This window comes from Pseudoalteromonas sp. SG44-1, from assembly GCF_014164315.1.
Classification (GTDB): Bacteria; Pseudomonadota; Gammaproteobacteria; order Enterobacterales; family Alteromonadaceae; genus Pseudoalteromonas; species Pseudoalteromonas rhizosphaerae.
In genome coordinates this window covers 1-13,050 of the sequence record NZ_JACJEW010000027.1, presented here as the reverse complement: position 1 = coordinate 13,050, position 13,050 = coordinate 1, and the positions used below count along the sequence as shown (strand labels likewise).

13 protein-coding genes and 1 tRNA gene are annotated in these 13,050 nt (G+C 40.4%); 6 read left to right on the top strand and 8 right to left on the bottom strand.

All coding sequences use genetic code 11. The annotated features are described in order from the left end of the window. Positions 1-12: 12 nt before the first annotated feature. Together H5187_RS13455 and H5187_RS13450 are read right to left on the bottom strand one after the other, a co-directional pair. Positions 13-2,091 (bottom strand): TonB-dependent siderophore receptor, encoded by a 2,079-nt coding sequence (locus H5187_RS13455; protein WP_182794565.1) that lies wholly within the window; start codon positions 2,089-2,091, stop codon positions 13-15. Positions 2,092-2,214: 123 nt separating this feature from the next. Next, a complete protein-coding gene (locus H5187_RS13450; protein WP_145240416.1) occupies positions 2,215-2,712 on the bottom strand; it encodes a TlpA disulfide reductase family protein in 498 nt (165 codons plus the stop codon). 288 nt (positions 2,713-3,000) lie between these two features. Here H5187_RS13450 and H5187_RS13445 point away from each other — a divergent pair, with 288 nt between their 5' ends. After that, positions 3,001-3,447, top strand: coding sequence for an Hsp20 family protein (locus H5187_RS13445; protein ID WP_145240418.1), 447 nt, complete (start codon positions 3,001-3,003; stop codon positions 3,445-3,447). Positions 3,448-3,587: 140 nt separating this feature from the next. On the opposite strand, the gene H5187_RS13440 is transcribed toward H5187_RS13445, so the two are convergent. The 4 genes from H5187_RS13440 to H5187_RS13425 form a co-directional block, all read right to left on the bottom strand. Further along, entirely contained in the window at positions 3,588-4,130 is a 543-nt protein-coding gene (locus H5187_RS13440; protein ID WP_145240420.1) for a hypothetical protein, read from the bottom strand. Continuing rightward, on the bottom strand, positions 4,127-5,260 hold the full coding sequence (locus tag H5187_RS13435) for a peptidylprolyl isomerase (protein ID WP_259400337.1): 1,134 nt from the start codon (positions 5,258-5,260) through the stop codon (positions 4,127-4,129). Before H5187_RS13435 ends, H5187_RS13440 begins: the two co-directional genes overlap by 4 nt. A 56-nt stretch (positions 5,261-5,316) precedes the next feature. Next, positions 5,317-6,330 carry a phospholipase gene (locus tag H5187_RS13430; protein WP_182718632.1) on the bottom strand — a complete coding sequence of 338 codons (1,014 nt, stop codon included), beginning with the start codon at positions 6,328-6,330 and terminating at the stop codon, positions 5,317-5,319. A 115-nt stretch (positions 6,331-6,445) separates the two neighbouring features. Further along, a complete protein-coding gene (locus H5187_RS13425) occupies positions 6,446-7,999 on the bottom strand; it encodes a cryptochrome/photolyase family protein (protein ID WP_182797944.1) in 1,554 nt (517 codons plus the stop codon). 111 nt (positions 8,000-8,110) lie between these two features. Between H5187_RS13425 and H5187_RS13420 the strand changes: the two genes are divergently transcribed. After that, positions 8,111-8,923, top strand: a complete 813-nt coding sequence (locus H5187_RS13420; RefSeq protein WP_182718633.1) for a hypothetical protein — start codon at positions 8,111-8,113, stop codon at positions 8,921-8,923. Positions 8,924-8,940: 17 nt separating this feature from the next. On the opposite strand, the gene H5187_RS13415 is transcribed toward H5187_RS13420, so the two are convergent. After that, on the bottom strand, positions 8,941-9,231 hold the full coding sequence (locus H5187_RS13415) for a hypothetical protein (RefSeq protein ID WP_182784354.1): 291 nt from the start codon (positions 9,229-9,231) through the stop codon (positions 8,941-8,943). Then, positions 9,207-9,404 carry a hypothetical protein gene (locus tag H5187_RS13410; protein WP_182797943.1) on the bottom strand — a complete coding sequence of 66 codons (198 nt, stop codon included), beginning with the start codon at positions 9,402-9,404 and terminating at the stop codon, positions 9,207-9,209. Before H5187_RS13410 ends, H5187_RS13415 begins: the two co-directional genes overlap by 25 nt. A gap of 602 nt (positions 9,405-10,006) precedes the next feature. On the opposite strand from H5187_RS13410, the gene H5187_RS13405 reads away from it, so the two are divergent. The 4 genes from H5187_RS13405 to H5187_RS13390 form a co-directional block, all read left to right on the top strand. Further along, positions 10,007-10,083: transfer RNA gene (locus H5187_RS13405), tRNA-Met, on the top strand. Positions 10,084-10,403: 320 nt separating this feature from the next. Next, positions 10,404-10,859 (top strand): ribosome maturation factor RimP, encoded by a 456-nt coding sequence (rimP, locus tag H5187_RS13400; protein WP_182797942.1) that lies wholly within the window; start codon positions 10,404-10,406, stop codon positions 10,857-10,859. Between the two features lie 38 nt (positions 10,860-10,897). Further along, on the top strand, positions 10,898-12,397 hold the full coding sequence (gene nusA, locus H5187_RS13395; RefSeq protein ID WP_145240434.1) for a transcription termination factor NusA: 1,500 nt from the start codon (positions 10,898-10,900) through the stop codon (positions 12,395-12,397). Positions 12,398-12,422: 25 nt separating this feature from the next. After that, positions 12,423-13,050: translation initiation factor IF-2 associated domain-containing protein (locus tag H5187_RS13390; RefSeq protein WP_182797941.1), on the top strand; the 628-nt coding region annotated here is incomplete at its 3' end.

Here is a 13,050-nt window from a genome sequence, read left to right as displayed (position 1 = left end):
TGGGGTGGCTAATTAAAACTTAACACTAAAGCCAATTGAAGGGCGCATTTCAAAATCATCCTCGTTTTCTTTGATAATTAAATCATTAGTCGAGGTTACTTTCTGATAATCTAAATCAATGCTACTGGTGTTTGCTTGGCCGTAGGCGTTCATTAATTCTAAAATTAACACACCGTCTAAGCCCCAAAAGTCGGTTTGACGTTCAAAACGAAGATCAAGCCGATGATAAACATCGAAACGCTCAGAAAATGGATCACCATATTGTGGTAAAAAACGTCCTTCGAATTCGGAATTTTCTGTGACGCCAACAATCGGGGTGTAAGCTTGACCGCTGCGGGCAGTAAAGTTAAAGCCCCCTTGCCATTTTTCACTGATTTGGTAATTAAACACCATGTTGACAACTAAAGGGGTATCAGCGTAATAATCCCGAGTGATATTTTGGCGTTGGTCAGTACGTTCACTTTTGGCATAACTAACTGCAAGCCAGCCATACCATTTATCAGTTTTATTTTTGTTTATTAATAGATCAACACCGTAAGCTCGCCCAGTTACATCATTACTGTAACGAATTGCTGCATCGGAATAATTGTTTAATGCCAACGGTAAATCGTCCATGGTTTTGTAATACCCTTCAATAGACCATGTCCATTCATCGGCAAGTTCTTGTGCAAAACCCAAACTGCTGTGTTTTGAGGTTTGCGAACGTAAATTCGGGTTGCCGTGTTCAGGCAATAGAGTGTCAATATCTTGCATGCGATTATAATGCCCGTATTTAGCATTGATGCTATTGTGATTATTAATAAAGTAGCTAAGCGTAAGGCGCGGCATCACAAAATCTTCATCAGTGTAATCATTGCTTTGATATTGCACGCCGACTTCGCTTTGCCATTGTTCGTTAATAACCCAAACATGGCTAACACCAACAAAGTACTTATCAAGGGCTAGCTTGTCTTTGCCAGTTATTCGCTCACCTTTGTTTAGATCGCAATCAGGATCGAGCTCGGTACAAAGATATTGAAAACTATCGTAACTGTAAGTACTGTCGTTATCAAAATAGGCGGCATCAAAAACCAGTTGCTGGGCTTTAGTAACACGCCAATTTAATCGTCCTTTATAAGTGATTTGCTTTTGTTGTTCTTCATCAAAATAGCCATCACTTAGCGTGGCACGTTTAGCGTATTCCAATCGGCCAGAATGTTCGAGCGAACCAACGCCTAAGCGTAAATGAAAGTCTTTATTAAAGTGATCCCATAAAATACTTTGGCTGGTAAATTCACGAATAAAATCAGCATCGCCTTGATACTCAGGATTTTTTAGTGAAAGTTCAGCGCGTTGATTAAAGCCTGCTGCAACCGAGTCTTTTGCGCCTGTAAATGACACTGTTAGGGCGTTTTGATTGTTTATATCCCAGATCCATTTGCCTTGGTAATCATGATCATCTGGGGGATCATTGATGGTGATACCACTGAGTTCACCATCGTCGTTTTCAAGCTCTTCACCTTTAGAGAAGAACAGTGGTAATGTACTTTTACGTGCTGATAAATAAAACGCGGTGTTCTGCGTGAGTTGCCCTTCAACAAAGACACCGGCATTAAACATTGTAAGATCAAGCGTGGTAGTAATCGGTTGATATTTAGGATTACGCAGTGTTACGTCAAATACGGCACCGGTGGCGTTGCTGTAACTGGTGCCATAGCCGGCTGAGTAAAGTTGAAAATCTTGAATAATGTACTTGTTGAAAATAGAACTGCCGAAATCATGAAAAATATAGCCTGCAGGCATAAAATCCACTTCAAACAAATTATCATCGGGCGATGAGCCACGTACCGCCGGTTCACTCATTGAGCCGCCAGCGGCGACAACGCCTGGTAATGCAAATACTGCCCGCAGTGGATCGCCCATAGCACCGGGCATAGTGATCAGTTTTTCAGTATTTTCGGTTATTTCACTGGTAATGCTACTGCGTTTATAAACGGTTTCAAGACGCTCTATTATTTCTTCATTAGCATCAACGTTGGCGTGCGTTAAAAATGGCAAACACAACGCCAGTGGCGTTAAACGGTAAAGTGATGGCAAGCAGGTGGCTAACATGATTCTTCCATGGTTATGAGTAAGTGTGACTGCGACCTATAGTAATGAGAAAATATATAAAAATACGTAGTAAACTGTACGAAAATGTAGGCAAATGTAGGGAGGTGTTACAAGCTGTTACATTTAGTTTTGAGCTCTGATAGTAATACCTAATTGGCTTGAATAGCCCATTGAGCGTGCGGTTATTCGCAGTTGTTGATCAATTACATAGTAAGTAGGAAAGGCGCTGATTTTATAATTACTCTGGGTATTTTTATCGCCTAGTAAAATGGGCATTGTGAGTTTAAGTTCACTAACAAACTGCGCAACTGCTTGTTCATTTTTATAATCAAGTGCAATGCCAATGGCGTTGATATTAGAATCAACCAATGCCGCTTCTAGGTTTGGCATACTGTAACGACAGATTGTGCACCATGGCGCAAAAAAATAAACCACGGTGGTGTTACCTTTGAGCATCGCAATATCAATACGTTGTTCGCTGTCATTGAGCACAGGTAAATTAAAATATGGAGCAGGGCTGCTATCTGAGCTGAGTAAATTGCGTTGCTGATATGTAGTCACTACAAAAAACACCACAACTAACATAATTATATTGAGCAGCAAACTCGTTACTTTTTTCATATCGACCTCTAAAGCTAATTCCCCTTATTACTATTTAAAGACTTGAAAAGCAAACTTTGAATCCTCACTTTATTGAGTAGGCAAAAAGAGATTTTGAAAAAAAATAAAACTTTTTTTCAAAAATAATCTTGAAAACAATTTTGCCGTCCATATATAGTTTAGTGAGGACGCCTGATGGGTCCCAACTAAACAGAAGTAATTGAAATTTATATTATTAATTAAACTTTGTTTGCGCTTGTTCAACCGAAAAGCACATGCAAAATATCGCTTAAATATGAGGATATTATTATGCGTACAGTAGATTTATCACCACTTTATCGTTCATTCATTGGCTTCGATCATTTAGCATCTTTAATGGATGCGGCCGCTCGCACTGACAAGCAGCCAAGTTTTCCTCCGTATAACATCGAAGCACTCGATAAAGACAAATATCGCATTACTATGGCTGTTGCCGGTTTTAGTGATAATGAGCTGACGATAGAGTCAGAAAATAACACCTTAAAAGTTGCTGGCATTAAAGCCAATAAAGATGACAGCGCAGAGCGCAAATTTATTCATCAAGGCATTGCTGAGCGCAACTTTGAACGCAAATTCCAGCTAGGTGACCACGTTAAAGTACTCGGCGCTGATTTAGCCAATGGGCTACTTAGTATCGACTTGCAACGCGAGATCCCTGAAGCACTTAAACCACGTAAAATTGAAATTGGCAGTGGTAACTTGCTAGAAGGTAAATAACCATCCCTTTGACAGTGTTTTTCCCCTAATTTACTTGTTATTTTTAGTAGCCGCCTCAGTTGAGGCGGCTTTTTTAGCTTTGCTTAAACATCGGATCCGCTTAGCGCACCATTAATCGCAGATGATTAATGATGCTGTGTTCAGTTAGTATCTTTACTTTTTAATTTGGCTTGCATGTCTTTTAAGGCGGCAATTTTATCAATAGCAACTTGCAGCTGCCGTTGAGGGAGGCCTTTTTGACGGCCTTTTTCGAGCAAGCTTTCAAGGTTAGTTATTTTTTGTTGAGCAGCTATTACAAAGCGTTGCTCGAGCTGAGTTTGCTGCTGTTTATGAAAATCGAGGTAAGCTTGATGATCGGTTAAGTCGCCTTGAAACTGACTCGCACTGATTGGATTTTTTGCGATGACAGGCAAGTAACTCGGTGTAGTAATGGGCGGCAGTTGTTGACTGGCATCAGTATTTTTTAATGAGGTGTGACTATCAATCGCCGCTTCAGCAGTCATATCTGGATTAATAGCTGTCGGTGCCGACGCATTATTTATTTGTGGTGCGGGCGTTACTGGCGTTAAATCATCAGCAGCGCGGATGGGAGCTATTTCACGTTTTCGCTCTGTTGTTAAATTTATTACTAAAAAACCTAAACAAGCGACGCCTGTAATTATGTAGATAGCTTTTTTATTCATAGTTTTACAGCATTTTGTTGTTGCCAAGCCAGCCAATTTTGCTGATAGCGTTGCTGCGCTTTTTGTATTGCGATGGCTTTTTTAGCTTGATAGCGAACAGTTTCGTCAGTAGCGCTAAAGTAGTTATACTGATGGTTATTACTAATTATGACGACCCATAGACCTTCAGGTGAGCGCATCACCGCAGATAATTCTTCTGCTTTTAGCGTATAAGCCAGTTGCACAGCCCAATTACTTTTATTTTTGCGAGTTAGTTTATTGTGATACTTAGCATAAATGTCGGTTTGCTGTGATATATATAATGCATCTGTAAAAGAGCTTGCTTGTACTGTGTTTCTAAAGCGAACCGCTTGCTCTCGCTCAGTAAACACAGCGCCGTAAGCTGTCACTTCACTAAGGTATTTAAAGCGCGCTTTATTTGCCTGATAATAATTTTTTATTTCTTTATCGGATATTTGTTGTTCAAGACTGTCGAGTATTGGGCTTTGAACGTGCATCATGTCTTTAATACCTAGCCAACTTTGAATCGAAGGCCTTAAAATATCGCCTTTTGCTAGTTCTTCTAGGTGTGCGATACTGATCCCTTGCTTTAAAAGTAATGGCGTCGCTTTTAAAAGCAACGCCTCAAATTGTTGCTTTTTTATCACTTCAGTTTTGAATAAGTCACTTTCACCTTGGTGCAGTCGAAAGCGTACTTGCATAGATAAAGGGGCTATAAACTCATAAAGATTGACGGCGGTTGTAAAGAGCCCTCTGAGCTCAGTGCGCTGCATTTTATTGATTTGTTCAGCGTTGTATTGGCCATCAGCAGGGTAGCTAGGCAATACTTTGAGCAGCCACTGGGCATTATATTGTGTGAGATTACTTCCTTTAACATAGGATGTTGATAAATTGAGTTGCCTGTCAAATATGTTCATTAAATAGCGCTCAACATGGTACTGCGTGCTAAAGCCTACCGCAGATTGACGTTCAAGCAGCTCAGGCATATGTTGTTCTGCTTGATATAATAAAAATTGATTTTCAAACATATGTTTACGAACGTCTTTGCGACTAATGTTGGCATTGTGTTGTTGATAAACTTGCTGCATTAAACGCACTTCAGCAGCGCTATATTGGTTAAATGATGCCATTGTTAGGCTGCTATAAAGCAGTCCTAACAATAACAAAATACAACTGCTCAGCGCTTTCATTGGCGTACGACCATGGCATGATTAAGTAGGTGCACAACCATGGCAATCGCATGTGGGATCACTTGTTTTGCCGTATTTAAGCGGTCGTAATGGTCTTGTGAATTAAGCACAATACCGCCTTGAGCATAAGAAAAAGCGCCACCTTGTGTCAGTAAAGGACGTACGTCTTGACTGTTTATATCCAGTGCTGAAAATGTTTGCATGGCTTGTGTAATAAGGGCAGAGTCATTGAGTTGTTCCTGATCATAGTAGTCTTTTACCCAGCTTTCCCAGCTTGAATGATTGAGATCAGATGTGGTCCAAGTATGGTGTGGTTGTAGTAAGTCAGTTGTATGGAAAACAAAACCTAACACTTGTGGGTTGCCACTTTGCAAATAGCTTTGATACCAGTATTGACCTAAATTATCAATTGGCTGAAAAGGCATTTCTTCAAAGTCATCGTACATGTTGTAATTTGATTGGCTGTCAATTCGGTAATTAGCTTCAGTAATACCATAGCTGTTGTACTTTGATGAATCGGCATTAAACCAGCCTGTTTCACCGCCTTGACCGTCATCAAGGTAGTCACCTTTTAACCAGCTTGAAGCCAAGTTATCAACGGTGCCCCATACCGTCAGTTTTTGGTAATTGTAGCCACCAAAGTCGTTACCGTGTTGATCAGCCCCTTGGGTATGGTTTTGGAAATGCCAATAGCTGGTATATTTAACAATACTCTCTGCTGCTCCCCATATTGGTGCTTGAACACATGACCCCGTTACAGCACCACAAAAGAAGGTGTCTTCAAAGTCATCCACATCATAGGCTGCTTGGCCTAGTACTTCGGCTAACTGGGTTACCGTCATATTATTTTGTTGAGCGTATTTGCTTAATGCCGAAAACTGTGTGCTGCTTGGGTGCTGCTGCATATAGTTCACTGCATCGATGACGATACGTTTATGTGTTTCTTGGCTAAATGCCTGTGCTTGGCTTGTACTGATCAGTAATAATGCCGTTAAAAACTGTTTTTTCATCGTGTTCTCATAGTGTTGTGGAGTAATTTCTAATATTAGAAAGTAGGGTAATTACACTATAATTACAAATTAATTAAACATTTAATTAACAATATTACCTGATATGATACTTCTGTTAGAGTTTTTCTATATTATTTAGGCACCATTGCGCTCGCTCTAAAATAGCGTGCTGTTGTGATGTATCTTGTTTTTGCCAATTTTTATAGACCATGCCAATACGTGGGTTACGAGCTAAGCGGGCTTCATGGGTGTGCATAAATTGCCAATATAAACTATTAAAAGGGCAAGCCGTGTCGTCACTTTTTTGTTTTACGTTATAGTGGCAGCTGGTGCAGTAATCACTCATTTTGTTTATGTAGTTACCGCTTGCGGCATACGGTTTTGTGGCGATTAGGCCGCCATCTGCAAATTGACTCATACCACGGGTGTTAGGCATTTCTACCCATTCAATGGCATCGATGTAAATGCCCAAATACCAGCTATCAACTTCATTTGGATCAATACCGGTTAATAAGCAAAAGTTTCCGGTGATCATTAAGCGTTGAATATGATGCGCGTAGGCGGTCTCTAAGCTCTGCGTGATTGCCTGTTTCATACAGTTCATTTTTGTTTTGCCACTCCAAAAATAATCTGGTAACAGACGAGCAGCCTCAAGTTCATTTTTACTCGCGTAATCAGGCATATTTTGCCAATAAATACCTCTTACATATTCTCGCCAACCTAAAATTTGCCTAATAAACCCCTCAACTTGGGCAAGCGTGATCTGTTCTTGGCGTGCCGCAAACTTAGCCAGTACTTGCTTAATAACTTGCATTGGGTGCAGCATTTTTGTGTTAAGTGCAAACGCGATACGACTATGATACAAGCTCCATTTGTATGAGCTCTGACAGGTCATCGCGTCTTGAAATTTTCCGAAACAGGGGAGTAGATGAGTGCAAAAGTAATCGAGTAATTGTTTTGCTTGAGCACGACTGGTTGGCCATAATAAAGTTGCTGAACAATGGCCAAGGGTATTTACCTGGTGTTTTTTTATGCGCTGTAAAATAGCTTCAATATTATTGGTAAATATTTTTGGTTCAGGGATAGCAGCTAAATCAGTTTTTTTTAATTTGTTACGATTGTCTTGGTCAAAGTTCCATTGCCCGCCTAGTGGAGCATTATCTTGCATCAATATGTCAAAGCGCTTGCGCATCATGCGATAAAAAAATTCCATTTTCACATGCTTATCTTTTTTAAAATGGTCGCTGATATCAGCAAAAGGTAATAAAAAATGTTCGCTGTCTGTGGCACTAACATTAAAGTCACTGCTGTTTGCAAACTCTTGCAGTTGAGTTTTTAATCTATACTCATCAGGATACTGATATTGGATTTGTTGACACTGATATTGCTTCGCCAAGCGTGTTAGTAATGAGGTAATGCATGCGTCATCGTGGGTATCATCGAGTGTTAAATGAAGCACATTTAATTGTGCTTGTTTGAGCGCAGTCGCAAAGTTCTCCATTGCCGCAAAAAACGCCGCTACCTTTTGTATATGGTGTTTTACATAATCTGTTTCTTGTTTTAATTCAGCAATGACATAAAGGTATTGTGTTTGATCCTCTTCTTTATACCAACTGTGATTGGCATTAAGTTGGTCGCCAAAAATAAATCTCAGAGTTTTATAGATCATTAATTTTGCTCAAAATTGTTTTATACGAATTAAATTGTCGATTAGATCGCATTTATTAATACTGATAGTCGTGGTATAGGTATTAATACGTAAACAAAGGAGTGTCGCCTTATGAATCAATATCAGTATGCTATTTGCAAATTTAAAATTGTTTTACCTTGTCTCATTGCACTTTGCCATGTTAGTTCTTTGCATGCCACAGTCTATCAGTGTGAAAAAAAAGGCGTCGTGGAATTTAGTCAATTTCCATGTGGTGATGATGCGAAACTAATCTCTGTAAAAGAGCAAAACCCAAGCTTATCTAGTCAGATTGTTGCTAATGAAAATATTGATACCTCGGGCGTTGATAGTTATATTCGGACTCGGCAAATTGATGCTGATATTCAACAGCATCAAGATAAAATTGATAGCTTAAGCGAGAAAATGAATCAGCAAATTGCCGCCTTAGGTGAGCAATCAGATGCGCAGTTAAATAATTTATCTGGTGCAAAAAAAGAAACTGCAATAGCTAATCAAATGACCAGTATTTCAGAGCGCTATAACGTTTTAATTGCACGTGAACAGCGGGATATTGATCGACTCTTAAAAGAAAAACACGCTTTGCCTGCGTCGAAAAACACGTCTGAAATTGACCAACAATCAACCCAGAGCAAAGGTATTGATTCGTTCATTCGGTCACAAGAAATCAAACGAGATGTTGAACAGCGACAATCAAAAATAGATACTTACCAAGCTCAAATGGATCGCCAAATAGCAGCCCTCGAAGCTCAGGCTAAAGAGCAACCGAATAACTTAACTGATGCGACTTTTGATAACTCCTTATCTAGAAAAATGAGTGCGTTAACATCAAAATATGCAACTTTAATCGATGTTGAACAGCACCAAATAGATCGTCTTCTACAAGAGTTAGCCAGTATAGAATAATGCATGTAGGTTATTTGTTATGAATTCACTTGCTGCTGCACGGACTTGTTAATTGCAACAATATTACTGGTATTAAATAAATAGCTTTTCACTATGCTGTTAAACATCCTGAGTGCATAACGCCACGCTTGTTCTAGGTTTAGCGTAAATTCTCGGCCCAAATGAATTTTTAGCGCAGCTATAAAAGCATCACATAATAAATCAACATCCTGACAAGTGAGGCCAGATTTACTTAGGTTGTTGGCATGATAATGAATAAAAGGTAATACAGACAATAAGCGATCTAAGTGGGTAATAGTGCGTTCCAATGAGCAATACAACAAATAACTTTTTCACTTATTTCATCACTGCTAGGCCATTGCATTGTCAATGCATGACGTTTTAATTGCATATGAAAGGTAACAGTAAAACAGTGAAAGTTGGGTTTTATTATTGCGATACTTCGTAATAACATTTTTTGATGATGAGCAGAAATACTCATAATAAGCCCTCTCTAAATAGCCTTAAATATGCAGATTGCCATTAAAAACTTAGTATAGACGCTGTGTAGGAAAGAGTGAGTAAATCGATGGAAATTGCGCAATAGCGTGCTTTATTAATGCCAATAAGGCTAGGGCGTGTTGACCTTTGTGGATTGAAATTTGTTCAATCTAGGGGCGATTTAATCGCGGCGCGAGGTTTGTAACCTAGTGGGCTAAGTAAAAATCGAGCAACAAAGAGTTAATCGCCCCTAGGAAGAACCCTTTGGGCAGCGCATGTTTGGAATTTATACTGCGTTATCGCCTATTTATGGGGAACAACCACACTACATAGACTCTGCCTTGCCTAAATACCAAACATACTGCTGCAAAATTAATCACAAAAGGTCAACACGCCCTAGGGCCTTTATGTTGGTTTTTAAAAATCGCACTTGGTGTTCAGTTATAGCGAATTGTTCTGACCTATAATTTTGTACATTATAATCTAGTCATTCTTTACCAGTTTTTGGTTGCTAATTCCGCCAAGCCTCTTTATAATAGCCGCCATTGTCTAGCTCACTTAATTGGCTGCTAGGCAGGTATCAGATATTTTGATACCAGTTGGCGCGGGATGGAGCAGCCTGGTAGCTCGTCGGGCTCATAACCCGAAGGTCGTCGGTTCAAATCCGGCTCCCGCAACCAAGTTTTTTAGATAAGCCATTAATTTTATTAATGTTTCTCAATTCTTGAAGCCATACTTTTGAGTAGCGATTTTAGTTACTGATTTGAAGTCGCGCATTCTATGTAATGCGCGTTTTGCGTTTAAGCCTTTGGGTTTAATTTAGATGGTGTTAGCTATCCGCAACCAAGCTTGGCCCATGGCCACACAGTTTTATGCTTTAGGTGTGACGCCCCGCTTGGTTCGGGGCGTTGTTGTATCTGCACCTCTTGATTTTAAATCAAGGTATAAGCTAAGTATTTTAGGGCTATAAGCCCTTTTTTTGTTTGTATGGAGAATTTTCGTGACAAAACTTGAGCAAGATTTATTAACCATGCTTTCACCGTCAGTTGAAATGTTAGGCTTTGAATTACATGGTCTAGAGTTTGTGCAAGCGGGTCGCCATTCTACGCTTAGGGTCTATATCGATCACAAAGCGGGGATCTCGGTTGATAACTGTGCTGATGCAAGTCGTCAAATAAGCGCAATTTTAGATGTCGAAGACCCGATTACAAATGAATATGATTTGGAAGTATCGTCTCCTGGTGTTGATCGTCTATTATTCAAACAAGATCACTACGAGAAGGCACAAGGAGAGGAAGTACGCGTGCGTACTAAGCTTCCACAAGATGGTCGCCGTAATTTTAAAGGCGATCTAATAGCAGTTAGCAGTGATATGATCACACTTTCATATGACGGTACTGAGCAGTTAATTATGCTCAGTAACATTGAACGTGCGAACATCATCGCAAAGTTTTAATCCGAGTGCGAAGGAATAGGGCAAGCGAGGCATAACCCATGGCAAAAGAGATATTATTGGTTGCTGAAGCCGTTTCCAATGAGAAAGCGGTTCCAAAAGAAAAGATTTTCGAAGCGTTAGAGTTCGCATTAGCGACTGCGACTAAGAAAAAACACACTGGTGAAATTGAAGTACGCGTTGCAATTGACCGTAAAACAGGTGACTACGACACTTACCGTCGTTGGCAGATTGCTGCAGTACTTGAAGATGGCTCACTGGAAAACCCTTACAGCGAAATCACGTTAGAAGCGGCTCAGGTTGATGACCCAGATCTTAAGATTGGTGATTTCATCGAAGAGCAAATCGAGTCAATTAAATTTGACCGTATTACTACACAAATGGCGAAACAAGTAATCGTACAAAAAGTACGTGAAGCTGAGCGCGCACTTGTTGTAGAAGCTTATAAAGATCAACAAGGCGAGTTAGTAACAGGTGTTGTGAAAAAAGCAACGCGTGACGCAATCGTATTAGATTTAGGTAACAATGCTGAAGCGGTTATTTACCGTGATGACATGTTACCACGTGAAAATTTCCGTCCTGGCGATCGCATCCGTGGTTTACTTTATGAAGTAAAACCTGATGCTCGTGGTGCACAGTTATTTGTAACACGCTCTAAGCCAGAAATGCTGATGGAATTATTCCGCATTGAGGTGCCAGAAATTGGCGAAGAGATGATTGAACTACGTGCAGCGGCACGTGATCCAGGTTCACGTGCTAAAATCGCCGTGAAATCTAACGACAAACGTATCGACCCAATTGGTGCGTGTGTTGGTATGCGTGGTGCACGTGTACAAGCTGTTTCTACCGAATTAGGTGGTGAACGTGTTGATATCGTACTTTACGATGACAACCCAGCCCAGTTCGTTATTAATGCAATGTCACCTGCTGAAGTTGCTTCAATTGTAATGGATGAAGACACCCATTCAATGGATATCGCTGTTGAAGCTGATAACCTAGCACAAGCAATTGGTCGTAACGGTCAAAACGTACGTCTTGCTAGCCAGTTAACTGGTTGGGAACTAAACGTAATGACAGTTGAAGAGATGCGCGCTAAGAACGAAGCGGAATCTGATAAGTTAATTAACTTATTCACTGAAAACTTAGACATCGATGAAGACTTTGCAACATTACTTATCAACGAAGGTTTCTCAACCCTTGAAGAAGTTGCCTATGTGCCTGCGTCTGAGTTTTTAGAAATTGATGGTTTAGATGAAGATACTGTTGATTTGTTACGCTCACGTGCAAAAGATGCATTAACGACTAAAGCACTTAAAACAGAAGAAAGCCTTGATGGTGCAGAGCCTGCTGAAGACTTATTAGCACTTGAAGGGTTAGAGCGTCACCTTGCGTTTGTTATGGCAAGCAAAGGGGTTGTTACGCTAGAAGATTTAGCAGAGCAAGGTATTGATGAATTAGTCGATATTACAGAGCTTTCTCCAGAGAAAGCGGGTGAGCTAATTATGGCTGCGCGCAACATTTGTTGGTTCGCAGACGAGTAATTTATTAACGGAGGTATTAGAGACTATGGCAGAAGTAAATGTTGAAAAACTAGCCGGGGATATTGGTACAACTGTTGATAAATTGCTTCAACAATTATCGCAAGCCGGTATCACTAAGCAAGCGGGTGATAATGTAACTGAAGCAGAAAAAGCAACGTTACTTGATCACTTAAGCAAGCAACACGGCGGCACAGGCTCAGATGGCCCAGCGCGTATGACATTGCAACGTAAGAGCAAAAGCACATTAAGTGTTACGGGTTCTACAGGTCAAGCAAAGTCAGTACAAGTTGAAGTACGTAAAACACGTACTTACGTGAAGAAAAGCGCGGTTGAGCAAGAGCAAGAGCAAGCACGTATAGCAGCAGAAGAAGCCGCTCGTCGTGAACTTGAGCAACAAGCTGCAAAAGAAGCAGCTGAGCTTAAAGCAAAACAAGACGCAGAGCGTAAAGCCAAAGAAGAGGCTGACCGTAAAGTGAAAGAAGAAGCTAAACGTAAAGCAGATGCTGAACGTGTAGCAAAACAGAAGCAGATGACCCCAGAACAAACCGCGAAGTCTGAAAAAGATCGCGTTGAAGCTGAGCGTCTGCAAAAAGAAGCAGAAGAGGCCGCATTGAAGAAAGCTGAAGAAGAAGCGAAACGTCAAGCAGAAGAGG

What these genes read in the sequence shown, in the direction of transcription:
- H5187_RS13455 (WP_182794565.1), bottom strand. Translation starts at nt 2,091, where the DNA reads ATGTTAGCCACCTGCTTGCCATCACTTTACCGTTTAACGCCACTGGCG.
- H5187_RS13450 (WP_145240416.1), bottom strand. Translation starts at nt 2,712, where the DNA reads ATGAAAAAAGTAACGAGTTTGCTGCTCAATATAATTATGTTAGTTGTG.
- H5187_RS13445 (WP_145240418.1), top strand. Translation starts at nt 3,001, where the DNA reads ATGCGTACAGTAGATTTATCACCACTTTATCGTTCATTCATTGGCTTC.
- H5187_RS13440 (WP_145240420.1), bottom strand. Translation starts at nt 4,130, where the DNA reads ATGAATAAAAAAGCTATCTACATAATTACAGGCGTCGCTTGTTTAGGT.
- H5187_RS13435 (WP_259400337.1), bottom strand. Translation starts at nt 5,260, where the DNA reads ATGGCATCATTTAACCAATATAGCGCTGCTGAAGTGCGTTTAATGCAG.
- H5187_RS13430 (WP_182718632.1), bottom strand. Translation starts at nt 6,330, where the DNA reads ATGAAAAAACAGTTTTTAACGGCATTATTACTGATCAGTACAAGCCAA.
- H5187_RS13425 (WP_182797944.1), bottom strand. Translation starts at nt 7,999, where the DNA reads ATGATCTATAAAACTCTGAGATTTATTTTTGGCGACCAACTTAATGCC.
- H5187_RS13420 (WP_182718633.1), top strand. Translation starts at nt 8,111, where the DNA reads ATGAATCAATATCAGTATGCTATTTGCAAATTTAAAATTGTTTTACCT.
- H5187_RS13410 (WP_182797943.1), bottom strand. Translation starts at nt 9,404, where the DNA reads ATGAGTATTTCTGCTCATCATCAAAAAATGTTATTACGAAGTATCGCA.
- nusA (WP_145240434.1), top strand. Translation starts at nt 10,898, where the DNA reads ATGGCAAAAGAGATATTATTGGTTGCTGAAGCCGTTTCCAATGAGAAA.